This window comes from Chitinivibrionia bacterium (assembly GCA_009779925.1).
Lineage (GTDB): Bacteria > Fibrobacterota > Chitinivibrionia > Chitinivibrionales > Chitinivibrionaceae > WRFX01.
In genome coordinates this window covers 1-20,762 of record WRAZ01000039.1, presented here as the reverse complement: position 1 = coordinate 20,762, position 20,762 = coordinate 1, and the positions used below count along the sequence as shown (strand labels likewise).

34 protein-coding genes and 2 pseudogenes are annotated in these 20,762 nt (G+C 43.9%); all 36 read left to right on the top strand.

Annotated features, from left to right (window positions below):
• The first annotated feature begins 46 nt into the window (after positions 1–46).
• Positions 47–127 (top strand): annotated as a pseudogene (locus FWE23_09515) (prepilin-type N-terminal cleavage/methylation domain-containing protein).
• 673 nt (positions 128–800) lie between these two features.
• A complete protein-coding gene (locus FWE23_09510) occupies positions 801–989 on the top strand; it encodes a hypothetical protein (protein ID MCL2845665.1) in 189 nt (62 codons plus the stop codon).
• Entirely contained in the window at positions 986–1,123 is a 138-nt protein-coding gene (locus FWE23_09505) for a hypothetical protein (GenBank protein MCL2845664.1), read from the top strand. Before FWE23_09510 ends, FWE23_09505 begins: the two co-directional genes overlap by 4 nt.
• Positions 1,124–1,258: 135 nt before the next feature.
• Complete coding sequence (locus tag FWE23_09500) at positions 1,259–1,810, top strand: hypothetical protein (GenBank protein ID MCL2845663.1); 552 nt, start codon at positions 1,259–1,261, stop codon at positions 1,808–1,810.
• A 147-nt stretch (positions 1,811–1,957) separates the two neighbouring features.
• Positions 1,958–2,554: a hypothetical protein gene (locus FWE23_09495; GenBank protein ID MCL2845662.1), complete on the top strand. Its 597-nt coding sequence runs from the start codon at positions 1,958–1,960 to the stop codon at positions 2,552–2,554.
• A gap of 255 nt (positions 2,555–2,809) precedes the next feature.
• Positions 2,810–4,012 (top strand): elongation factor Tu, encoded by a 1,203-nt coding sequence (tuf, locus tag FWE23_09490; GenBank protein MCL2845661.1) that lies wholly within the window; start codon positions 2,810–2,812, stop codon positions 4,010–4,012.
• A gap of 15 nt (positions 4,013–4,027) precedes the next feature.
• On the top strand, positions 4,028–4,333 hold the full coding sequence (rpsJ, locus tag FWE23_09485; protein ID MCL2845660.1) for a 30S ribosomal protein S10: 306 nt from the start codon (positions 4,028–4,030) through the stop codon (positions 4,331–4,333).
• Entirely contained in the window at positions 4,314–5,084 is a 771-nt protein-coding gene (rplC, locus tag FWE23_09480; GenBank protein MCL2845659.1) for a 50S ribosomal protein L3, read from the top strand. The genes rpsJ and rplC overlap by 20 nt, the downstream gene beginning before the upstream one ends.
• Before the next feature lie 13 nt (positions 5,085–5,097).
• Positions 5,098–5,739, top strand: coding sequence for a 50S ribosomal protein L4 (rplD, locus tag FWE23_09475; protein ID MCL2845658.1), 642 nt, complete (start codon positions 5,098–5,100; stop codon positions 5,737–5,739).
• Positions 5,736–6,032: a 50S ribosomal protein L23 gene (gene rplW / locus FWE23_09470; protein ID MCL2845657.1), complete on the top strand. Its 297-nt coding sequence runs from the start codon at positions 5,736–5,738 to the stop codon at positions 6,030–6,032. Before rplD ends, rplW begins: the two co-directional genes overlap by 4 nt.
• 44 nt (positions 6,033–6,076) lie before the next feature.
• Positions 6,077–6,901: a 50S ribosomal protein L2 gene (gene rplB / locus FWE23_09465; GenBank protein MCL2845656.1), complete on the top strand. Its 825-nt coding sequence runs from the start codon at positions 6,077–6,079 to the stop codon at positions 6,899–6,901.
• Between the two features lie 14 nt (positions 6,902–6,915).
• Complete coding sequence (rpsS, locus tag FWE23_09460; protein MCL2845655.1) at positions 6,916–7,194, top strand: 30S ribosomal protein S19; 279 nt, start codon at positions 6,916–6,918, stop codon at positions 7,192–7,194.
• 13 nt (positions 7,195–7,207) lie between these two features.
• The gene (gene rplV / locus FWE23_09455; protein MCL2845654.1) at positions 7,208–7,594 is read left to right on the top strand and encodes a 50S ribosomal protein L22; all 387 of its coding nucleotides are present in this window, start codon (positions 7,208–7,210) and stop codon (positions 7,592–7,594) included.
• 13 nt (positions 7,595–7,607) lie between these two features.
• Positions 7,608–8,267, top strand: a complete 660-nt coding sequence (gene rpsC, locus FWE23_09450) for a 30S ribosomal protein S3 (protein MCL2845653.1) — start codon at positions 7,608–7,610, stop codon at positions 8,265–8,267.
• 19 nt (positions 8,268–8,286) lie between these two features.
• Positions 8,287–8,709 (top strand): 50S ribosomal protein L16, encoded by a 423-nt coding sequence (gene rplP / locus FWE23_09445; protein MCL2845652.1) that lies wholly within the window; start codon positions 8,287–8,289, stop codon positions 8,707–8,709.
• A 9-nt stretch (positions 8,710–8,718) separates the two neighbouring features.
• Positions 8,719–8,910, top strand: coding sequence for a 50S ribosomal protein L29 (gene rpmC / locus FWE23_09440; GenBank protein ID MCL2845651.1), 192 nt, complete (start codon positions 8,719–8,721; stop codon positions 8,908–8,910).
• 2 nt (positions 8,911–8,912) lie between these two features.
• Positions 8,913–9,182: a 30S ribosomal protein S17 gene (rpsQ, locus tag FWE23_09435; protein ID MCL2845650.1), complete on the top strand. Its 270-nt coding sequence runs from the start codon at positions 8,913–8,915 to the stop codon at positions 9,180–9,182.
• Between the two features lie 18 nt (positions 9,183–9,200).
• Positions 9,201–9,569 (top strand): 50S ribosomal protein L14, encoded by a 369-nt coding sequence (gene rplN, locus FWE23_09430; GenBank protein ID MCL2845649.1) that lies wholly within the window; start codon positions 9,201–9,203, stop codon positions 9,567–9,569.
• Positions 9,570–9,579: 10 nt separating this feature from the next.
• Complete coding sequence (gene rplX, locus FWE23_09425) at positions 9,580–9,900, top strand: 50S ribosomal protein L24 (GenBank protein ID MCL2845648.1); 321 nt, start codon at positions 9,580–9,582, stop codon at positions 9,898–9,900.
• A gap of 20 nt (positions 9,901–9,920) precedes the next feature.
• Positions 9,921–10,460, top strand: coding sequence for a 50S ribosomal protein L5 (gene rplE / locus FWE23_09420; protein MCL2845647.1), 540 nt, complete (start codon positions 9,921–9,923; stop codon positions 10,458–10,460).
• A gap of 11 nt (positions 10,461–10,471) precedes the next feature.
• Positions 10,472–10,657 (top strand): type Z 30S ribosomal protein S14, encoded by a 186-nt coding sequence (locus FWE23_09415; GenBank protein MCL2845646.1) that lies wholly within the window; start codon positions 10,472–10,474, stop codon positions 10,655–10,657.
• A gap of 21 nt (positions 10,658–10,678) precedes the next feature.
• The gene (rpsH, locus tag FWE23_09410; GenBank protein MCL2845645.1) at positions 10,679–11,071 is read left to right on the top strand and encodes a 30S ribosomal protein S8; all 393 of its coding nucleotides are present in this window, start codon (positions 10,679–10,681) and stop codon (positions 11,069–11,071) included.
• 20 nt (positions 11,072–11,091) lie between these two features.
• Positions 11,092–11,637, top strand: coding sequence for a 50S ribosomal protein L6 (rplF, locus tag FWE23_09405; protein MCL2845644.1), 546 nt, complete (start codon positions 11,092–11,094; stop codon positions 11,635–11,637).
• Between the two features lie 13 nt (positions 11,638–11,650).
• Positions 11,651–12,013, top strand: coding sequence for a 50S ribosomal protein L18 (rplR, locus tag FWE23_09400; protein MCL2845643.1), 363 nt, complete (start codon positions 11,651–11,653; stop codon positions 12,011–12,013).
• Positions 12,014–12,043: 30 nt separating this feature from the next.
• Positions 12,044–12,517 (top strand): 30S ribosomal protein S5, encoded by a 474-nt coding sequence (rpsE, locus tag FWE23_09395; GenBank protein ID MCL2845642.1) that lies wholly within the window; start codon positions 12,044–12,046, stop codon positions 12,515–12,517.
• 12 nt (positions 12,518–12,529) lie between these two features.
• Positions 12,530–12,715, top strand: coding sequence for a 50S ribosomal protein L30 (rpmD, locus tag FWE23_09390; GenBank protein MCL2845641.1), 186 nt, complete (start codon positions 12,530–12,532; stop codon positions 12,713–12,715).
• Positions 12,716–12,721: 6 nt separating this feature from the next.
• The gene (gene rplO / locus FWE23_09385) at positions 12,722–13,201 is read left to right on the top strand and encodes a 50S ribosomal protein L15 (protein ID MCL2845640.1); all 480 of its coding nucleotides are present in this window, start codon (positions 12,722–12,724) and stop codon (positions 13,199–13,201) included.
• A complete protein-coding gene (gene secY / locus FWE23_09380; GenBank protein MCL2845639.1) occupies positions 13,194–14,507 on the top strand; it encodes a preprotein translocase subunit SecY in 1,314 nt (437 codons plus the stop codon). The genes rplO and secY overlap by 8 nt, the downstream gene beginning before the upstream one ends.
• A gap of 3 nt (positions 14,508–14,510) precedes the next feature.
• Positions 14,511–14,729: pseudogene (infA, locus tag FWE23_09375) on the top strand (translation initiation factor IF-1).
• Between the two features lie 86 nt (positions 14,730–14,815).
• A complete protein-coding gene (gene rpmJ / locus FWE23_09370; protein ID MCL2845638.1) occupies positions 14,816–14,932 on the top strand; it encodes a 50S ribosomal protein L36 in 117 nt (38 codons plus the stop codon).
• Positions 14,933–14,962: 30 nt separating this feature from the next.
• Positions 14,963–15,331, top strand: coding sequence for a 30S ribosomal protein S13 (rpsM, locus tag FWE23_09365; GenBank protein MCL2845637.1), 369 nt, complete (start codon positions 14,963–14,965; stop codon positions 15,329–15,331).
• A 9-nt stretch (positions 15,332–15,340) separates the two neighbouring features.
• Positions 15,341–15,727 carry a 30S ribosomal protein S11 gene (rpsK, locus tag FWE23_09360; protein ID MCL2845636.1) on the top strand — a complete coding sequence of 129 codons (387 nt, stop codon included), beginning with the start codon at positions 15,341–15,343 and terminating at the stop codon, positions 15,725–15,727.
• 30 nt (positions 15,728–15,757) lie between these two features.
• On the top strand, positions 15,758–16,735 hold the full coding sequence (locus FWE23_09355; protein ID MCL2845635.1) for a DNA-directed RNA polymerase subunit alpha: 978 nt from the start codon (positions 15,758–15,760) through the stop codon (positions 16,733–16,735).
• A gap of 15 nt (positions 16,736–16,750) precedes the next feature.
• A complete protein-coding gene (gene rplQ / locus FWE23_09350) occupies positions 16,751–17,140 on the top strand; it encodes a 50S ribosomal protein L17 (protein ID MCL2845634.1) in 390 nt (129 codons plus the stop codon).
• A 50-nt stretch (positions 17,141–17,190) separates the two neighbouring features.
• The gene (locus FWE23_09345) at positions 17,191–18,564 is read left to right on the top strand and encodes a putative DNA binding domain-containing protein (protein ID MCL2845633.1); all 1,374 of its coding nucleotides are present in this window, start codon (positions 17,191–17,193) and stop codon (positions 18,562–18,564) included.
• A gap of 199 nt (positions 18,565–18,763) precedes the next feature.
• The coding region (locus tag FWE23_09340) for a leucine-rich repeat domain-containing protein (protein ID MCL2845632.1) at positions 18,764–20,762 on the top strand (1,999 nt) is incomplete at its 3' end.

The following is a 20,762-nucleotide window of genomic DNA, read 5'->3' as shown; positions in this document are numbered from 1 at the left end:
TATGAGTTTTTATAAATAATTGTTCAACCCAAAAAGAGGAGGATTTATGAACAAAAAAGGTTTTACTTTGGTAGAGTTGATGGTGGTGATAGTTATCATCGGAGTTTTGGCGGCGGTGGCTGTGCCGAGAATGATGGCGGCGGCAGATAGAGCAAGAGCCGCGGAAGGTCCGCAGACATTGGGAGCAATTGCAAGAATGCAGAGAGCACATTTTGTGGAAGCGCAGAGTTTTATAGCAGCAAACCCAGCAAATGCTGCTGGAATAACCGCAGATGCCGATATTCCTAACTGGGTAGCGCTTGGATTTGACGGCGGCGCACCTATATCAAGATTTTTCAGATTTGGTGTAACAACCGTGGCTCCTGTTGCTCCTACAGGTACTCCTCCTACTGGTGGTAACCCTGCAATTTTTGTCGCCGCTGCTCGGTCACAAAATTTTAGTGCCGCTGGTCAAACGATGTGGATTAGAGGAACTGGTGTTAGCACTGAACACGACCAACGAGGACTTGTGGAGGGTAGCGAAGCTCTTGCTGGACTAATTCCAAGTTGGAATTCTAATGCTCAAGGAACCACAGAAGGTATAGTTCAAATCAGAAATGTACCAAATCCAGGAGCAATACCAACTTTTTAACAAGTACATCTTTGAGGAATTTACAACTTATTACAGAGCCGAGGAGTTTCTTCGGCTCTTTTTTTGTTCTGTTATTTTTTTCTTGCTTTTGTTAGTGGCTATATATTATTTTGTTATACATAGAGAGATGGAGGTTTGCTAAATGTTTCAAAAGAGGTTTTCGGAGAGAATGGCAGATAGTTGCTTTCGTGCTTCGAGGTTTATTTGCGCTTCTGTAGTCGTTGGTTGGTTTTTTGCAGGCAGATTAGGGTTTGAGGTTTCTGATTTTGAATTTGCGATAGGATTTGTTTTGTTTGTTGGTTTATTTGTTATGGGTTGTTGTTTCGACTTTCTGGCAGTAAAGGAGAATAAGGAATGAGCGATTTTTTGATAGGTATTTTAATACCATTTTTGGGAATTGTGTTAGCGGGAGTTCCTATGTGGTTGCTTGCGCGACATTTAGATAATTTAGCGACGAGAAAACCAAGCTTTGGCGGCTTAGCAACAGTTTAGGCAGAAATTCAATTATCGATTTATTATTTCTTTACAGAGCTGAAGAGTTTCTTCGGCTCTTTTTTGTTTTGTGTTTTTGTGGGGTGTGGCAAAAAGTATATTATGTGTAAAAGAGGATTAAAAAGGGGTTATAATATGGAAAAATGGCAAGAAGAAATGGCGGCAATCAGGGCGGCAATGGCGGAAAATATGAAAGGTTTTGCGGAGTTAAGAGAATTGCAAAAGAAAAGTTCGGAAGAAGCGGATAAAAGGTTGGAGAAACTCGACAAACTTGTCGGGGGAATAAGTAAAAACAACGGACTTTATGCAGAACAGTTTTTCAAGGAGGCGCTTGAAGAAACCAAAACTTTTGCAGGTGTTAAGTTTGAGAAATTTATGCCTAATTTAAAGTACGAGAAGAAAGAAACCTGTGAGTTTGATATTGTTATGGTAAACGGTAATTCTGTGGCAATTATTGAAGTCAAAAGTCGCATTCACCCAAGCTTGGTGGAAGAGTTGGCGACAACCAAATTAACAAAATTCAGAAAATATTTTACCGAATACGCAAAATATAAAGTTTATCTCGGAGTTGCAGGTTTTTCTTTTGATGACACGGTTATTGAAAAAGCAAAAGAATTCGGCGTAGGCGTGATAAGACAACACGGAAAAACAATAGAAATGAATGCGGATGCTTTGAAATCGTATTGAAAATGGGAAGAATAAGACAATAATTTAAACGTATTGTTTATGTTTTTTGAGGCGATGGGAAACTTTCGCCTCTTTTTTGGGATGAGGGTTGTGTTTGGTGGTGGCAAATATTATTTTTGTGGTATAAAATTTAAAAAGGTGCAAATAATGGAAAAAAAGAAGACTTTAAGCTATGAAGAAATTATGGCAATGATGGAAGAAAACGCAAAAGGTTTTGCGGAACTTAGAGAATTGCAACTAAGAAACGAAAAAAAAGCCGCCGAACGCGCCGCCAAAGCCGACGAACGCGCCGCGGAAGCTGATAAGCGATTAGAAAAACTCGACAAGCTTATAGGCGGAGTAAGCAAAAACAACGGGCTTTACGCCGAAGAATTTTTTCAACACGCGCTTGAAGAAACAAAAACTTTTGCGGGTATCAAATTCGATAAAATTCTGCATAATGCGAAAGCCGGAAAAAAAGAAGTTTGTGAATTCGATATTGTTTTGGTAAATGGCGACAGTGTGGCTATTATCGAAGTAAAAAATCGTATTCACCCGAATTTTGTAGAAGATTTGGCAACTACAAAACTTTCTCAATTCAGAAAATATTTTCCTGAATATGCAAAATATAAAGTGTATCTTGGAGTTGCAGGTCTTTCTTTTGACAAAGAGGTTGTCGAAAAGGCGAAAAAGTATGGCGTTGGCGTGATAAGACAACACGGAAAAACAATAGAAATGAATGCTGATGCTTTGAAATCGTATTGAATAATGAGGGAAATTGTGAAAATCATTGACTATTTCCGGTGTAGGAAAAGAAAAATCAGAAAATCACCACACCCCCTTGACAAACGCCTTGTGCATAAGTTATTTTACTATACATTTTTTGCTGATTTTTTGTAAAAATTGGCTTAAGGACGTTGTCAATTTGCTTTCGTACGGCGAATATTGCAGTGTTTGGATTATGAAACGGAAAACAAAAAACAAAACAATTAAATAGTTCCATTAGGAGGAATTGGTATTATGGCTAAAGAAAAGTTTGAAAGAACTAAACCGCACGTAAACGTCGGTACAATCGGTCACGTTGACCACGGTAAAACAACTTTGACCGCGGCTATCTGCTCAACACAAGCAAAATTGTTCGGCGGAAAAGTTAAAAAGTATGACGAAATCGACAACGCGCCCGAAGAAAAAGAGCGCGGTATTACTATTGCTACTTCGCACGTTGAGTACGAAACCGCAAACCGCCACTATGCGCACGTTGACTGTCCCGGACACGCCGACTATATCAAGAATATGGTTACGGGCGCGGCTCAGATGGACGGTGCAATCCTTGTTGTTTCAGCGGCTGACGGTCCTATGCCTCAGACTCGCGAACACATCTTGCTTGCTCGTCAGGTTGGCGTTCCGAAAATTGTTGTTTTCTTGAACAAAATTGACCTTGTTGACGACGAAGAGCTTGTTGAACTTGTTGAAATGGAAGTTCGCGAGTTGCTCAGCAAATATGAATTTGACGGCGATAACGCTCCTGTTATTCGCGGCTCTGCTTATAAAGCATTGGGCGACGCGACAAGCGGAACTACTTCGGAGCAAGGTTCCGAGTCAATCTCAAAGCTCATGGAAGCGGTTGACACTTATATTCCTCTGCCTCCTCGTGAAAAAGACAAGCCGTTCCTTATGCCTGTTGAAGACGTGTTCTCAATCACAGGTCGCGGAACTGTTGCTACGGGTCGTATCGAGCGCGGAACGGTTAAAGTCAGCGAAGAGTTGGAAATTGTTGGTATCACCGACACTCAGAAAACTGTTTGCACAGGCGTTGAAATGTTCAGAAAACTTCTTGATTCGGGTGAAGCGGGCGATAACGTTGGTTTGTTGCTTCGCGGCGTTGACAAAGACAAAATCGAGCGTGGAATGGTATTGGCAAAACCCGGTTCTATTAAGCCGCACACAAGCTTCAAGGCTGAAGTTTACGTGTTGAGCAAAGACGAAGGCGGACGTCATAAACCCTTCTTCAACGGATACCGTCCTCAGTTCTACTTTAGAACTACAGACGTTACGGGAGACATCGAGTTGCCCGCAGGCGTAGAAATGATTATGCCCGGCGACAACACTCAGTTTACCGTTAAGTTGATTAACTCGATTGCTATGGAAAAAGGTCTTCGCTTCGCTATTCGTGAAGGCGGAAGAACTGTTGGCGCGGGCGCTGTAACTGATATCCTTGCTTAATAAGGTGGATTTGCAGTGAGCGAAAAAATTAGAATTAGATTGAAATCTTTCGACCACGCCGTCTTGGACGGCTCGGCGAAGGAAATCGCAAGAATAGCAACGGGAGCGGGCGCGAGAGTGCTCGGTCCTATCCCGTTGCCTGTGGAGAAAACGGTTTATACTGTGCTTCGTTCTCCTCACGTGAACAAAAAGTCGCGCGAGCAGTTCGAAACAAGAGTTCATAAACGTCTTATTGATATTGTTGAATCAACATCTCATACGGTAGAAGCGCTAATGAAATTGGATTTGCCTGCCGGAGTTGTTGCCGAAATCAAAGTTTGATTTAACAAGAGAAGTTGAGCAAGAAATGTTTGGTTTAATAGGCAGAAAAATAGGTATGACCCGAATTTCCAATGCGGAAACGGGTGTGATTATACCGGTGAGTGTTGTGCAAATCGGCAAAAATGTCGTGTTGCAACTGAAAACACTCGAAAAAGACGGCTACGAAGCCGCGCAAATCGGTTTTGACGTCGTTGAAAGACGCGGCACTCCGATTGGCAAAGACGGAAAACCCGTTGCTGTCGAATATCCGAAATCCAAAAGCGGCAAAGTCGTGGAAGCGCGCAAATACAAAGGCAGTCAAAGCAACGCCGAAGTTTGCCACGCGCTTAAACACGGCAGTCAGCCCGTTCGCCACATCAAAGAATTTGTGATTGAAGCAGGCGAAAAAGTGGAATCGGGACAGGAACTCGGGGTGGAAAACTTCAAAGGTGTTCGTTTTGTTGATATTACAGGTACAACAAAAGGTCGCGGATTTGCGGGAACGGTTAAACGCTATAAATTCCATTTGGGAAGACATACGCACGGTAATACTTGCTACAGAGAGCGCGGATCGCTCGGAGCGGGAACTTATCCTGCGAGAGTATTCCCCGGACTTAAAATGGCAGGGCATTACGGCGACGCGCAAAAGACAATTCGCGGTTGTGAATTGGTCGGTATCGATGAAGAAAAGGGAGTTCTTTTCGTTAAGGGTGCAATCCCGGGAAAAACGAACGGACTTGTGTTTGTCAAAAAAAATTTGGTGAAGGCATAAGGGGCAAAGAATAATGAAAGCAAAACTTTATGCGGCAAACGGAACGGCTAAAGGCTCTATTGATTTGCCTGAAAGCATTTTCGGAGTAGAGCCGAACAATGCTCTTTTGCATTCCGTGATAGTCGGATATTTGGCAAACCAAAGACAGGGAACTGCCAAAACAAAAACCCGCGCGGAAGTAAGCGGCGGTGGTAAGAAACCTTGGAAACAAAAAGGTACAGGTCGCGCGCGCGCAGGTTCAAATACTTCTCCCGTTTGGTCGAGAGGCGGAAAAGCGCACGGAACTCAACCCAGAGATTACAGGCAGGGAATTACTCGCAAAATGAGAAGAAAAGCGCTTTTGTGCGCATATTCGACTCGTGCAACCGAGGAAAAAATCGCGGTAATCACAGGACTTGCGTTTGAGCAGCCGAAAACGAAAACCGTTGCGGAACTTTTGAGCAAAATCGGAGTTTACAACAACAAAAATTACATCGGAAAAACGCTTTTTGTGGTATCGGGCGACGATAGAAACGTTTATTTGTCGAGCCGCAACCTCAAAGATGTTGACGTTAAGGCGGTAAGCGATATTTGTGCTTATGACGTTGTTCGTGCGACAAATATTATATTTGCGGACGAGGCGATTATCGGCAAAATAGGAGAGACGGTACTATGAGCATCTATCATTCAATAATCAGAGAGCCCTTGATTACGGAAACTACAAGCGAATTGATGGCGCAAGGCAAATTTGCCTTCAAAGTTGCGGTTGACGCGACCAAATGCGAAATCAAAGACGCGGTGGAAGAAATTTTCAAGGCGAAAAAAGTGAAGGTATTGTCTGTAAATACGATGAATTACGATGGCAAACCGAAACGCGTCGGAAGATTTTCGGGAAAACGTCCCGATTGGAAAAAAGCGATTGTAAAGATTGAAAACGGTAAAGAGTTGGATCTTTTCAATGAGATTTAATAATACAAATTTAATGGTCAGATGTACGGGAAGGTAAAATAGAGATGGCAATTAAAACTTTTAAACCTACCACACCTACGCTCAGATACAAGAGTGTTCTTGTAAACGAACAGGTGACGACCGATAAGCCGTACAAACCTCTGCTTGTCAGCAAAAGCAGCACAGGGGGGCGAAATAACGAGGGACGGACAACAAGCCGTTTTCGTGGCGGCGGTCATAAAAGGAAATATCGATTGGTCGATTTTAAGCAGAACAAATTCGATATTCCGGGAGTGGTAGAAACGATTGAATACGATCCGAACAGAACAGCTAACATTGCGTTGGTTAAGTATGCGGACGGAGAAAGACGTTATGTGTTGGCGACTGCAAATATGGCGGTAGGTCAGAAGATTATTACAAGCGAAAACGCGGAGCCTACTGAAGGCAACCGTATTTTGCTCAGAAATATTCCTCTCGGCTACGACGTTTGCAACCTTGAAATGAAAATCGGCAAGGGTGGTCAGATAGCAAAAAGCGCAGGCTCTTTTGCAAAAATTATTGCTAAAGACGGCAAGTATGTTCAGGTGAAATTACCCTCTTCGGAAATCAGAAAATTCCCCGAAGGCGTTTTTGCAACCATCGGACAAATGAGCAACATTGAGCATCAGAATGTAGTAATCGGCTCGGCGGGTAGAATGCGCCACAAAGGTCGTCGTCCGCACAACAGAGGCGTGTCGATGAACCCCGTGGATCACCCGATGGGCGGTGGTGAAGGTAAAGCGTCGGGTGGACAACCGCGTTCGCCTTGGGGTCAGAAGGCTAAAGGTCTTAAGACGCGCAAGGGCAAGTCCGAATCCGATAAATATATAGTCAGCAGAAGAAAGAAATAGAGGTGAATTAATTTATGGCTCGTTCTATTAAAAAAGGACCTTTTGTAGATAAACATCTCTATAAGAAGGTCGAGGATTTGAATACTGCCGGGAAGAAAACCGTGGTTAAGACGTGGTCTCGCCGCTCGATAATCATTCCGGATTTTGTTGGTCATAATTTTTCTGTTCATAACGGAAATAAATTTGTTCCGGTTTATGTATCGGAAAATATGGTAGGACATAAACTCGGCGAATTTGCTCCGACGCGTATCTTTAGAGGACACGCGGGAGACAAAAAAGCGTCATCGAAGTAAGAGGCGAAAGATTATGGTAGCAGAAAAAAAAGAAGTAAAAAGCATTCCGCAGGCAAGCGCAAAAGTGAAACATCTTCGCTCGTCTGCCCGTAAGGCGCGTCTTGTCGTAAACGAGGTAAGAGGAAAAAAAGTCGGCGACGCTTTGGCTCTTTTGCAGTATTCAATTAGCAAGCATATTGCTCGCGACGTTGAAAAACTCATAAGGTCGGCGGTAGCTAATCTTGAAAACAAAAACTCCGACATCAATATTGATTTGAAGGACATTGTTGTAAAGACGATTTTTGTAGATGAAGGAACAACGCTCAAAAGATTTCAGCCCAAAGCGCAAGGTCGCGCGGGAAGAATTCTTAAACGTATGTGTCATATAACCGTAACCGTGTCAAGCGACGCCGCTAAGTAAGCAGGAGGAAAAATTGGGACAAAAAGTTAATCCTATAGGTTTAAGACTTGGAATTACCAGAAGAAGTTTTTCCAACTGGTATAGCGACAGAGACGTTGCGGAATACGTGAAAGAGGATTTGACAATTCGCAAATATCTGAGAGAGCGTCTTAAAAAAGCGGGACTTTCTTCGGTTTATATCGCAAGAAAAGCGAACAAAGTTCTTGTTGAACTTAACGCGTCAAGACCCGGCGTTGTTATCGGAAAAAAAGGCGAAGAAGTCGAAAAGGTAAAGAACGAACTTAAGTATCTTACCAAAAAAGACATTGAAGTTTCCGTAAAAGAAGTGAAAAAACCCGAAGTTGACGCGCAGCTTGTCGCAGACAATATCGCCACTCAAATCGAGGGCAGAGTCGCATACAAGAGAGCGGTTAAAAAGGCAATTCAGACAGCGATGCGTATGGATACGGAAGGCATAAAAGTCAAGGTCGGCGGTCGTCTTAACGGTGCGGAAATCGCGAGAAAAGAAGAGTTTAAAGAAGGTCGTACACCTTTGCACACTCTCAGAGCGGACATCGATTATGCAACTTCCACGGCTCATACGACTTACGGTTGTATCGGCGTAAAAGTGTGGATTTGCAAGGGCGAAAAATTGTCTTTGAAAGATGAACGTTCACTTGAAGAAGCGAAATAAATTGAAAGGAAAAAGATAAATGCTTTCCCCAAAGAAAATTAAGTGGAGAAAACCGCAAAAAGGCAGAATGAAAGGCAAGGCGTGCAGAGGCGCGGAATTGGCTTTCGGCGATTGCGGAATTCAAGCGCTTGAACCGGGTCGTATATCCGCCCGCCAAATTGAGGCGGCTCGGGTTGCAATGACTCGTAAAATTAAGAGAGGCGCGAAGGTTTGGATACGTATTTTCCCGAACAAGGCGATTACGAAGAAACCTGCCGAAACCCGTATGGGTAAAGGTAAAGGAAGCCCCGAATTCTGGGCGGCGGTAGTTCGTCCGGGCACCATTCTTTTTGAAATGGCGGGCGCTCCCGACAAAGTTGCGCAAGAAGCGGCGATACGTTTGGCAATGAACAAACTTCCTATTAAGGCAAGATACATTGTCCACGAGTTGGCAGAAAGGTAAGGTCGGATTATGAAATCTAAAGAACTTAGAGAATTGGACAAAGCGGCATTGGCTAACAAAATCGACGAGCTTGAGGCGCTTTATCTTAAACTTCGCTTCCAAAAGGTCTCGGGACAATTGGAAAATCCGTCGAAATTAAGAACCACCCGCAGAGATATTGCTCGGGCTAAAACAATTCTGACAGAGAAAGGCGTTGCGTAATTATGGTAGTAGCAGCAGAAGACAGAAACAATAGAAAGGCGAGAACAGGCATTGTCGTAAGCGATAAGGGCGATAAGACAATAACGGTGTCGGTTCAACGTCAGGTGTTGCATCCCAAATATGACAAGATGATTCGTTTGAGCAAAAAATACAGAGCGCACGACGAAACAAACGAAGCGAATATCGGGGATACAGTTCGTATAATGGAAACGCGTCCTCTTTCTAAAACAAAGAGATGGCGGCTTGTTGAAATCGTTGAAAAAGCGAAGTAAACCGAGGAGTATGTATAAATGATACAGATGGAAACAAAACTCAAAGTAGCGGACAACTCCGGCGCAAAAATCGTAAAGTGCATTAAAGTACTCGGCGGTTCGCACAGGCAGTTTGCTTCTTTGGGCGACATTATAGTCGTGGCGGTTCAGGAGGCAGTCCCCGGCTCTAACGTTAAAAAGGGGTCGGTGCAAAAAGCGATTATTGTTCGCACGGCAAAAGAATACGGACGTAAGGACGGCTCTTTTATCAGATTCAGCGACAATGCGGCGGTGATAGTAAACGAAGCGGGCGAACCGAGAGGCTCCAGAATTTTCGGACCTGTGGCGCGCGAGCTTCGTGAAAAAGGCTATATGCGTATCGTATCACTCGCACCGGAAGTGCTTTAAGGAGAAAAATATGTCGTATAGAGTCAGAAAAGATGATTTGGTTATGGTAATTTCCGGAGACGACAAGGGTAAACAAGGCAAAGTGCTTGCTGTTAAGCCCAAAGACGGTAAAATTCTTGTGGAAGGCGTAAAAATTATTAAACGCCACAACAAGGCGGACGCTCGTCGTAATGTCCAAGCGGGAATTGTTGAAAAAGAGGCTTACATTCATATCTCTAACGTTATGATTGTAGATAAGAAGGTGAATAAACCGACGCGAATTGGAGTTTCAGTTTTGGCGGACGGTAAAAAGGTGAGAGTATCAAAGAAATCCAAGGAGCAGTTAGATTGAGTACTAAAACAACAGCAACTATGCCCGCGCTTCAGAAGAAGTATTTGGAGAAGATGCTTCCCGCGCTCAAAGAGGAATTGAAGCTCGAAAACGTTATGTCAATTCCCAAAATTGAGAAAGTTGTTCTCAATATGGGCGTTGGCGAGGCGGTAGGCAATAAGCGCTATATCGAAGACGCGGTTTACACGCTTTCTGTAATTACAGGACAAAAACCGGTCATAACAAAGGCGAAAAAGGCAATATCGAACTTCAAACTCAGAGAAGGTTTGCCTATCGGATGTATGGTTACGCTTCGCGGAAAGCGGATGTATGAATTCTTGGAAAGATTGATTTCCGTTACTCTTCCCAGAGTGAAAGACTTCAGAGGAATTCCACGCAAGGCGTTTGATGGTAGAGGGAATTACAGTTTCGGTATTCAGGAGAATATTGTATTTATGGAAGTTGACAGAGACAAAATTGCAAATATTTTGGGACTTCAAATATCAATATGCACGAATGCAGGAGATAACGATTCCGCAAGAGCGTTGTTGGAAAAATTCGGAATGCCGTTTAGGAAGTAAGAGGAGAGACCATGGCAAAAAAATCAATGGTTGAGAAGCAAAAATTAACGCCGAAATTCGGTGTTCGTAAGTATAATAGATGCAGCAAATGCGGTCGTCCTCGCGGCTTCATAAGACAGTTCGGTATTTGTCGTATTTGTTTTAGGGATTTGGCGAGTCAGGGAATGTTGCCCGGCGTAGTAAAGTCAAGTTGGTAAGAGAAAGTAAGGAGAGCAATTATGATTACTGATCCGATTGCGGATATGTTTACGATAATTCGCAACAGCGTTCGGGCTAAAAAGAAAATAGTTTCGATACCTGCGTCGAATATAAAGAAGAGCATAATCAAACTCTTGTTTGAGAACGGGTACATAACAAAATACGCTTTTGTTGACGACGGATTGCAAGGTGAGATTAAAGTCATCTTGAAATACGACGGCAAAGATTCGGCGATACAGGATATTCAGCGTATCAGCAAGCCGAGCCGCCGCGTTTATGCTCCGGCGACGGAAGTCCCGAAGGTGTTGAACGGTATGGGAACTTGTATTGTTTCCACTTCCCACGGTATAATGACTGATTTCCAGTGCCGAAAACAAGGCGTTGGCGGTGAGTTAATTGGTAAAGTTTGGTAATTTCTAAGAAGGAGAAAAAAGTGTCAAGAGTAGGAAAAAAACCTGTAGAAATTCCAGAAAAAGTAGAAATTACTTTGAACGGCAATACCATTACCGTTAAAGGTCCCAAAGGAACTTTGACAAGGGAAATGTTTGAAGGATATTCGGTAGCGGTAGAGGGTAAAAACGTTATTGTTAAACCCGAAAACGAAGGCGAAGAACATTGGGCTAAATGGGGTCTTTTGAGAGTTCTTATAAATAATATGATTGTAGGCGTATCCGCGGGATACACAAAAGGTCTTATTATCGAGGGGACAGGATTTAGATTTGCCGTTGACGGAACGGACAAAATGACGATAAGCGCGGGATATTCGCACGCGGTTCGTTATATTGCGCCCAAAGGCATAACTTTCGGTATAGAAGGGCAGAACAAAGTAACCATCAGCGGCATCGACAAGCAAATCGTCGGACAGGTCGCTGCGGAAATAAGAAGTATTCGCAAGCCGGAACCTTACAAAGGTAAGGGAATACGCTACGATAACGAGGTTATCGTTCGTAAAGAAGGCAAAAAAAGCGGTAAAAAGTAAGGGGTAAAAAGAGATGCCTAAAGCAAGTAGAATAGAAATTCGCAACAGAAGAGCGTTTCACGTAAGAAAGAAAGTATCGGGAACTGCCGCAAGACCTCGTTTGAGCGTTTTCAGAAGCAATACCAATTTCTTTGCGCAAATCATAGACGATGCGACAGGAACGACCTTATGCGCTGCGAGCAGTTATGAAAAAGGTTTTGTAGCTAAAGGAAAAAAGAAAGTCGAGATTTCCATAGAAGTTGGAAAAAATTTGGCTTCTAAGGCGTTGGCAAAGGGAATTAAGGCGGTTGTTTTCGACAGAAACGGCTATCTTTACAAAGGTGCAAGAATTAACAGTTTCGCAGACGCCGCACGCGAGGGCGGACTCGAATTTTAATCTAAGGAGATAAATTTGTCTAACGAAAATATGAAAAACGCGGAAGACGGCGAACTCAAAGACAGCTTGGTTGTTGTTAATCGCGTTGCCAAAGTTGTAAAGGGCGGTCGCAGATTTTCATTGAGCGCGCTTGTAGCAATCGGCGATGAAAACGGAACTATCGGTCTTGGCGTAGGAAAAGCGAACGAGCAACAAGAAGCAATTCGCAAAGCTAAAGAAAACGCGAAGAAAAACCTTTTCAAGGTAAAACTCGTGAACGGAACTATCCCTCACGAAGTAATCGGGAAATTCGGCGCGGGTCAGATGTTTATGAAACCTGCGGCGCCCGGAGCGGGAGTTATCGCGGGCGGAGCGGCAAGAATTGTTTTGGAACTTGCAGGCGTTAAGGATATTCTTACGAAATGTATAGGCTCCAGAAACGCTCACAATTCCGCAAAAGCGACTTTGGAAGGTCTCAAAGCGTTGCGTACGATTGAAGATATTAAACAAGTTCGGTCGAAGTAAGGGGTGTTGATAATGGCAAAATTGAAAATTACACAAGTTCGCTCGGCAATCGGCAGAGAAGAGTCGCAGAAGCGTACTATCAAGACCTTGGGAATTAAGCGTCTTAACGGTAGCGTCATTCACGACGACAAGCCCGAAATTCGCGGAATGGTGAAAAAGGTAGTTCATCTTGTAAAAGTTGAAGAGGTGAAGGGATAAAATATGTTGAAAATGAATGAATTGAAGCCCAATCGCGGCGCAACGGGAAAAAAACACCGAGTCGGTCGCGGAAGCGGAAGCGGCTGGGGTTGCACCTCGGGTCGCGGAAACAACGGCGCAAAAGCGAGAAGCGGTTATTCCGAAAAGGATTACTTTGAAGGCGGTCAGCTTCCTCTTATCCGTCGCTTGCCAAAACGCGGCTTTACAAACATCTTTAAGAAAGTTTATCAGGTTGTAAACGTTTCGGACATTAACGAAATAGCCAAAGACGGCGACATCGTTGACGTTAAGTATTTGTTTGCGGCAGGAAAAGTTTACAACGAAAAAGATATGGTAAAGGTGCTTGGAAACGGCGACATCAAAAAATCGGTAACGATTAAGGCGGACGCTATTTCTAAAGCCGCGGAAGAGAAAATTGCGAAAGCAAAAGGAAAAGTAGAATTGATAGTAAAAAAGGTGAAAACGGAGGAAACTGCCCGTGCTTGAAACACTTAGAAATATGTTCAAAGTGCCGGAAATTCGTAAAAGATTTATCTTTACGCTTTTCATCATAGTTGTGTTTCGTTTGGGAGCGCAAATTCCAACGCCGGGTGTTAATCCGCTTCTCTTGAAGGAGTTTTTCGGGTCGCCTAACAACTTGTTCGGTATGCTTGATATGTTTACAGGTGGTGCATTCACGAGAGCGTCCGTATTTTCACTTGGTGTGATGCCCTACATCAGTGCGTCCATCATAATACAAATGTTGGGAAGCGTTGTTCCGTCGTTGCACAAACTTCAGAAAGAAGGACAGGAAGGACGCAAAAAAATCACGCAGCTGACCCGCTACAGCACTTTGGTGCTCGCGGCATTCCAAGCAGTTAGCGTTGCGATTTTTTTACGCAGCATTCAAACCGACGCGGGCGGCGTTGTGCTCGGTTTCTTGGCTCCCTGGCAGTTTATGGTTATTACCGTAATAAGTTTGACGACGGGTTGTATCCTTGTGATGTGGCTCGGCGAGCAGATTACCGCCAAAGGAATAGGAAACGGAATATCGCTTCTGATACTTTTCGGTATCGTTGCGGAACTTCCGGGAGCGCTTATCAATGAGTACCATTTCATTGCGGGCGGTTCTCGCACACCATTTGACGCGGCGTTGATACTTGCGGTTGTTCTCGGAATGACAGCGTTTATCGTCGCCATTTATCAAGCGGTGCGCAAAATTCCTATACAAACGCCGAAAAAGACGATTGGCGCAAGAGCTGTTCAGGGGCAGAATACTGTTTTGCCGTTGAAAATAAACAGCGCGGGCGTTATTCCGATAATTTTTGCTTCGTCGCTTATGATGCTCCCATCGATTTTGACGGGGATAATGCAGGACAGCGAAATGGCAAGAAGCATAGAGCGGGCGTTTATACCGGGCGGATTTACTTACGCCGCAGTGTTTGCGCTTCTGATTATATTCTTTACGTATTTCTACACGGCTATTATTTTCAATCCTACGGATATTTCCGAGAATTTGAAAAAGTCGGGCGGATTTATTCCGGGCGTTCGTCCGGGTAAAGAAACAGCCGATTATATCGAAAAAGTGCTTAACTGCATAACCCTTCCGGGTGCGATATTCTTGGCGTTTATATCAGTCGCTCCGTTCGTGATGATGGCGCGCCTTAACGTTGGTTTCTTCTTCGGGGGTACAAGCGTTTTGATTGTGGTCGGCGTTGCGCTCGATACATTACAGCGTATCGAGGCAAAATTGCAGAGCCACAATTACAGCGGCTTTATGAAAAAAGGTCATCTTAGAGGAAGAATAAGCTAATATATGGCAAAGCAGGACTTGATACAGGTTAAGGGAAAAGTGTTGGAGGCGTTGCCCAATGCGGTTTTCAAAGTGCAACTCGAAAATAACGGGCACATTTTGGACGCTCACATTTCGGGAAAAATGAGAATGCACTACGTGAAAATCATTCCGGGCGACAAGGTACTTGTGGAACTTTCCCCTTACGATTTGTCGAGAGGAAGGATTGTTTATCGGGAAAAGGAAGAGAATCCTAATAATCCTAATCCCGGTGGGAACAGCGGCGGCGCTAGAAAAAAATTTGGTAAAAAATAGAAAAGGAGCATACCTTGAAAGTACAAGCGTCAGTAAAGAAGATTTGTGCAGGGTGTAAGGTCGTGAGGAGAAAAGGAATTGTTCGAATCATTTGTAGTAAGGACCAACGCCATAAGCAGCGTCAGGGATAATTGAGTGAAAAATAAAAAAGGAGTTTGTTGATGGCTCGTGTAGCTGGTGTAGATATACCTGATAACAAACGCGCGGAAATAGCATTGACTTATATTTTGGGAATTGGTCGTCCCTCCGCGCAGAAAATTTTGGATAAGACCGGTGTCGACAGGAGTGTTCGGATTAAAGATGTGTCTGAGGCAGACCTCGATAAAATTCGTGCGGTTATTGATGAAGAGTATGTAATTGAGGGCAACCTCAGAACACAGGTGCGTATGAATGTTAAGCGCCTGATGGACATTGGCTGTTATCGCGGAGAAAGACATAAAAAAGGTCTTCCCTGCCGCGGACAGAAAACAAAAACCAATGCTCGGACTCGTAAAGGCAAGAAGAAAACAGTTCCGAACAAGAAGAAATAAGGAGTTAGTATGAAAAAAAATGCGGCTAACGCAACCAAAAAGATTAAAGCGCCGTTAGATGGTATCGTTCACGTTCGTTCGACGTTCAACAATACCATTGTGAACATTACTAACATAAACGGCGACGTTATTTGCTGGGGAACTCCGGGAAAAAACGGTTATAAGGGCTCAAGAAAAAGCACTCCGTTTGCAGCGCAACAGACAGCGGAAGCAGTAGCAAAAACCGCTTTTGACGCAGGAATGCGCAAAGTGGAAGTGCATATTTGCGGTGCAGGAAACGGTCGCGAAGGCGCAGTTCGCGCGGTCGCTGCCGCCGGGCTTAAAGTATCGGCGATTAAGGATTTTACGGCAGTTCCGCACAACGGTTGCCGTCCTCCGAAAAAACGCCGTGTATAAGTTGAAACGTAAAATAGGGAGAACATAGTAATGAAATGGAAAGCACTTTTGATGCCCAAGGGCGTTCAGGTCGAAAATCCCGACAATGTGCCTAACTACAGCAGAATAATAGTGGCGCCGCTTGAGCGCGGCTGGGGCGATACGCTCGGCAATAGTTTGCGCAGAGTAATGTTGTCGTCTTTGCAGGGAGCGGCTGTAACCGCAGTTAAAATCGACGGCGCGTTGCACGAGTACACATCTCTGAAAGGCGTGAGCGAAGACGTTACGGACATCGTTCTTAACCTTAAAAAGTTGAGAGTAAAATTGATTCCCGACGAGCCGCAGATTCTTACGCTTAACCTTAAAGGTAAAGGCGTGGTAAAAGCGTCGGACATCGACTCGAACCCAAACGTGGTTATATTAAACCCCGATTTGGAAATCGCGACGATTAACGAAGAAGCGGAATCGAAAATTACGCTTTACGTAGGCGACGGCACAGGTTATCGTTCGTCGGAATTTAACAAGCCCGAAAATGCGGACATAGGCGTTATCCCTGTGGATTCGATTTTTTCACCGGTAAAAAAAGTTAATTATTCGGTAGAGCATACTCGCGTTGCTTCGAGAGCGGAACTCGACAAACTTGTATTTGATATTTGGACGGACGGCTCGCTTTCGCCTGAAGAGGCGTTGAGCTACGCGGCGAAAATTCTTTTTGACCACCTCGACCAGATTATCAACGTAAAAGCGCAGTTTGAGTCGCTTGAAGAGGATATTATCGACGATAAAACCGCACGTCTTCGTCAGTTGCTTCGTCAGAGAATAGACGATTTTGAACTTTCTGTTCGTGCGCAAAACTCTATGAAGGGCGCGAATATTCAGAACCTTGCCGATCTTGTGAGATACCAAGAAGCGGAAGTGCTGAAATTCAAGAATTTCGGACGGAAATCGCTTATAGAAGTAAACAAAGTGCTTGCTAATCACGCGTTGACGTTCGGAATGGACGTTGATAAGATTATGGGCAACGAATAAGAAAAGGAAGAAAAAATGCGACACTTGAAATCGGGAAGAAAACTTAACAGAACGGCAAGCCACCGTAAAGCAATGTTTACCAATATGGCTTTGTCGCTCGTTGAGCACGAAAGAATTACAACTACTTGGCCCAAAGCAATGGAGTTGAGAGGTGTGGTTGAGCGCTTGATTACTTACGGCAAAAGAGGCGATTTGCACGGAATTCGTTTAATATCGCGTTCAATAAAGGACAAAGATATTGTAATGAAACTCGTAAACGACCTCGCCGTCCAGTATAACGACAGAAGCGGCGGCTACACAAGAGTTCTCAAAGTAGGTCCCCGCAGAAGCGACAACGCCGAAATGGCAATAATCGAGTTTGTGGACAGAGAGAGTAAAAAAGAACCCGCAAAAGCGGAAAAATAAAGAATAGGCGGGTAGAAATACCCGCCTATCTAATAAAAAAAGAGTGAGCAATGAAAAAGAATGCCGCGCTTTTGCGAGAAACTCAAACTGTAGAACTTAAAGAATCTTGGCAAGACGAGTACCTGAAAACAATTTGTGCTTTTTCAAATACAGACGGTGGAGTGTTTTATGTCGGTGTGGACGACAACGGCAACGCCGTTAAATTAGAAAGAATCAAATATCTGTTGGAAAGTTTACCCAATAAAATACTGAGCACGTTGTTGCTGACCACAAGCGTTGAACCGGAACAATACCAAGGAAAAGAGATAATAAAAATCACTGTTCCGCAAAAACCGCTTCATTCGTATAACGGAGTATTTTACCATAGAGTCGGAAGCACCACACAAGAATTAAAAGGTGCAGAATTGCAACGACTGTTATTGGTTATAAACAACTTGTGTTGGGACGAAACTGCAATTAGCAGTGCTACAATAGACGACATTGATTCGGAGACAGTAGAGCGCTTTGTCGATTTGGCTATTGCTAAAGGTCGTTTGCCTGAAAAAGTAGATAGTAAAAACATTGAAAAATTATTTAGAAATCTGAATTTAATTAACTGCGACGGATTATTGACAAGAGCTGCCGTTCTTTTGTTCGGAAAGGAGCCGAATCGCTTTTTCATTTCCGCTACTATTAAGATGGGACGTTTTAGAGGGAGCGATTCTACCGATGTTATCATTCACGACCTTATAAAAGGTAATGCATTCAAGGTGTTTGAACAAGCAATGGATTTGCTGAAAGGAAAGTATTTGTGGGCTCCGGTTAGTTATGACGGCGTACTTCGAGTCGAAACGTTGGAAATACCGGAAAGAGCATTGCGAGAAATTATTTTGAACGCCATTGTTCACAGAGATTATACAAGGCATTCGTCTATCTCCGTTAGAATTTTCGAATCTCGCATTTCTGTCTGGAATAGTGGAGAACTCAACGAAATACAAATTGAAGACCTGAAAAAAGACCACGATTCTCACAAACGAAATCCACTCATTGCCGACATTTTTTTTAGAGCCGGACATATTGAATCTTGGGGAAGAGGAACAAACATAATTGTAGAAGAATGCGTAAACAACGGATTAGACGAGCCCGCATTCAAAGAAAGAGAGTGCGGATTAGAGGTGTCGATTAACCGTAATCCTTTGCGGCTTGCAGATAAAGGTATTGACGCGCCTGCAATTACAACAAATCTTTTACCTCGACAACAAAAAATTCTCGATTATGTCAGGGAAAACGGAAGTATTACTAACGCAATTTGTCAAGAATTGACAGGAGCCATAAAGCGAACAGCAACAAGAGATTTACATAATTTAGTAGAAATAAAAGTTTTAGAGCAGACCGGAACAAAAAAAGGCGCAACCTATACGTTAATGTCCCATAATGTCCCATAATGTCCCATAATGTCCCATAATGGCGCATAATGGCGCATATATAAAGTTTTGGAGCAGATAGGGACAAATAAAGGGACAATATGCGCCTCGCTTAAGTAATTTATGACTTACTCGCTTAACAAAACCAAGCGAAAACGCGAATTTTGTATTATATTTATAAGCGGAAAGCGTGCACCGCTTAAATTTAAGGAGGACTATTATGAATATCTATAAAATACACACACACACACACATAAGACGAATTTGCTCGTCTTTATCTGTAAAAGCAATTCTGCTTTTGGCAGTTTTTGCAATATCTTTGTATGCGCAGGCAGTAGGCACGCATACGTTTTCTACATTACACCGTGGCGGAGGTCGTCCCGATACGGAGAACTTTGTATTCGTAATTATGGGCGACGGATTTACGGCGGGCGCCGGACAGACAAATTTTTTAAATATGGCGCAAGAAACAAGCGACTATCTTCTAAATCACTATCCGTTCAGCGTTTTCAGAGACCGTATTACAATACACGCGGTACAGACAGTTTCCGCAAATAACAGTACAGGTTTTTTCGGATACCTGACGGCAGGCGCGGCAAACTGGCAACCTCCTCATCCCGAGAGAGTAACGGAAGTACTTAATCAACACGCGCCGGCTACCGACCAAGTTATGATGTACTTATTCGGAATGACGGCAGGTTTTGGAGCGATAACTGTTCCCGGTTATGGGCAAATTTTATCTGTGGGTCGGTCGCTTAATTTTCATACTGCTTACAACGCTCTGTCGGTTATGATACACGAAATAGGACATAGTTTGGTAGGACTGCTTGACGAGCGAAATCCTCATCCTGTCCCATTTCGTGAGAGCTTTAATGCGAGTAGAAATAGCAATTCGAGCACCAATAGGTGGCGAGTTTGGAATGGGATTTCAAACAGAAGCAAAGATGTTATTGTAAGAGGCGGTATTTTTGCAATGGAGCCCTCCACTAACCCCGCCACCGGAGCCGAGATTTTGAATTGGAGAATACCTGCTCCGGGATCGGGAGATCCTGCTCTTGCCGACGGTCAATCCCATCCGTGTGTTATGCGTGGTTCAGACAACAGAACGCCAACATTTTGTATGACTTGTGCCGCCTCTATAATCAGGTCTATGGCGCATCGTCTTGGGTATGTGCATTTTACGGGCGATGAGACATTAAAGCACGGATATATTCCCGTTGGTCAAACTCGCGTGCTTGACGCTACATTTGCGGGATGTTTTGAATTGGAGACGGTAAGTATTCCAAGCACGGCTACACAAATAGGTCGCTTTGCTTTTATACGTAATCACGCTCTCAGAGAAATAACAAATTTTGCGGCAATTCCGCAACCGATTAACGACAGCGTGTTTTTTCAAGTTGCAAATCGTCAAAACATTACCTTAAGAGTTCCTGCGGGAAGCGTTGCGCTTTTTCAGGCGGCGCCTGTTTGGAGGGACTTTAACGTGGTTGCAATTCCCGGCGGCATTACGGAGCCCGCCCGCAATCGGCTTAACATTACCCGCACTCGTGTAAACACGTGGTCAACACAAGGCGACGATATATTTAGAGCAAATCATTTAACGGACGGTAATTGGCGAAATATATGGCACTCAAACTACGGCGGCGGCAGTGGCAGCACCGGGGTAGGCGAGGCGTTTGTAGATATAGATTTGGGCAGTGTGCAAACAGTTTCTTCAATTGAGATTGACCGTGGTTTTAGAGCAGGGTGGTCAAATATACATAGCGTGCGTATGTTTACACACGCAGAGAGCGGTAATACATTTCCCAACGGTCAAAGAATTCCGAACACCTTTCCTGCAAATGTTTCACAAACAGACATTAACGCGGACTTTGCTATGACAGGTTGGACAGAAAGAACTCCTTCGAGAACTCAGGGCTTGGCTCAACCGCATACTTCGAGTATTGACGTGTCGAATAATGTTGTTCCGTGGCAAGTAAATAATCAGGCTTCTGCTTCTGCAGTTATTTTGAGTTTTGATGCTCCCATAACCGCGCGTTATATTCGCCTTGGTATTACTAATCGCAATATACACAACCAAGTCGCACATACCGTGATTAGCGCAATCCGCGCATTTGGCGGTGAAGGCAGCACTCTGCCTCCGGTAGAATATCAGTTTAGTTTCGCTTTGGAGGGCGGCGCGTTTGTCGGCGGCTTTACTCCTCCTCCGTCGCCTGCTT

Bases quoted from the DNA above. Each gene is read 5' to 3' on its own strand.
- rplX (MCL2845648.1), top strand. From the start codon at position 9,580: ATGTCGTATAGAGTCAGAAAAGATGATTTGGTTATGGTAATTTCCGGA.
- FWE23_09510 (MCL2845665.1), top strand. From the start codon at position 801: ATGGCAGATAGTTGCTTTCGTGCTTCGAGGTTTATTTGCGCTTCTGTA.
- rpmC (MCL2845651.1), top strand. From the start codon at position 8,719: ATGAAATCTAAAGAACTTAGAGAATTGGACAAAGCGGCATTGGCTAAC.
- rpsE (MCL2845642.1), top strand. From the start codon at position 12,044: ATGAAAAACGCGGAAGACGGCGAACTCAAAGACAGCTTGGTTGTTGTT.
- FWE23_09495 (MCL2845662.1), top strand. From the start codon at position 1,958: ATGGAAAAAAAGAAGACTTTAAGCTATGAAGAAATTATGGCAATGATG.
- rplN (MCL2845649.1), top strand. From the start codon at position 9,201: ATGATACAGATGGAAACAAAACTCAAAGTAGCGGACAACTCCGGCGCA.
- FWE23_09355 (MCL2845635.1), top strand. From the start codon at position 15,758: ATGAAATGGAAAGCACTTTTGATGCCCAAGGGCGTTCAGGTCGAAAAT.
- FWE23_09500 (MCL2845663.1), top strand. From the start codon at position 1,259: ATGGAAAAATGGCAAGAAGAAATGGCGGCAATCAGGGCGGCAATGGCG.
- FWE23_09415 (MCL2845646.1), top strand. From the start codon at position 10,472: ATGGCAAAAAAATCAATGGTTGAGAAGCAAAAATTAACGCCGAAATTC.
- rplW (MCL2845657.1), top strand. From the start codon at position 5,736: ATGAGCATCTATCATTCAATAATCAGAGAGCCCTTGATTACGGAAACT.
- rplR (MCL2845643.1), top strand. From the start codon at position 11,651: ATGCCTAAAGCAAGTAGAATAGAAATTCGCAACAGAAGAGCGTTTCAC.
- FWE23_09345 (MCL2845633.1), top strand. From the start codon at position 17,191: ATGAAAAAGAATGCCGCGCTTTTGCGAGAAACTCAAACTGTAGAACTT.
- rpsK (MCL2845636.1), top strand. From the start codon at position 15,341: ATGAAAAAAAATGCGGCTAACGCAACCAAAAAGATTAAAGCGCCGTTA.
- rpsM (MCL2845637.1), top strand. From the start codon at position 14,963: ATGGCTCGTGTAGCTGGTGTAGATATACCTGATAACAAACGCGCGGAA.
- rpmD (MCL2845641.1), top strand. From the start codon at position 12,530: ATGGCAAAATTGAAAATTACACAAGTTCGCTCGGCAATCGGCAGAGAA.
- rplD (MCL2845658.1), top strand. From the start codon at position 5,098: ATGAAAGCAAAACTTTATGCGGCAAACGGAACGGCTAAAGGCTCTATT.
- rplB (MCL2845656.1), top strand. From the start codon at position 6,077: ATGGCAATTAAAACTTTTAAACCTACCACACCTACGCTCAGATACAAG.
- rplQ (MCL2845634.1), top strand. From the start codon at position 16,751: ATGCGACACTTGAAATCGGGAAGAAAACTTAACAGAACGGCAAGCCAC.
- rplE (MCL2845647.1), top strand. From the start codon at position 9,921: ATGCCCGCGCTTCAGAAGAAGTATTTGGAGAAGATGCTTCCCGCGCTC.
- rplV (MCL2845654.1), top strand. From the start codon at position 7,208: ATGGTAGCAGAAAAAAAAGAAGTAAAAAGCATTCCGCAGGCAAGCGCA.
- tuf (MCL2845661.1), top strand. From the start codon at position 2,810: ATGGCTAAAGAAAAGTTTGAAAGAACTAAACCGCACGTAAACGTCGGT.
- rpsS (MCL2845655.1), top strand. From the start codon at position 6,916: ATGGCTCGTTCTATTAAAAAAGGACCTTTTGTAGATAAACATCTCTAT.
- rpsH (MCL2845645.1), top strand. From the start codon at position 10,679: ATGATTACTGATCCGATTGCGGATATGTTTACGATAATTCGCAACAGC.
- rpsQ (MCL2845650.1), top strand. From the start codon at position 8,913: ATGGTAGTAGCAGCAGAAGACAGAAACAATAGAAAGGCGAGAACAGGC.
- rplP (MCL2845652.1), top strand. From the start codon at position 8,287: ATGCTTTCCCCAAAGAAAATTAAGTGGAGAAAACCGCAAAAAGGCAGA.
- FWE23_09505 (MCL2845664.1), top strand. From the start codon at position 986: ATGAGCGATTTTTTGATAGGTATTTTAATACCATTTTTGGGAATTGTG.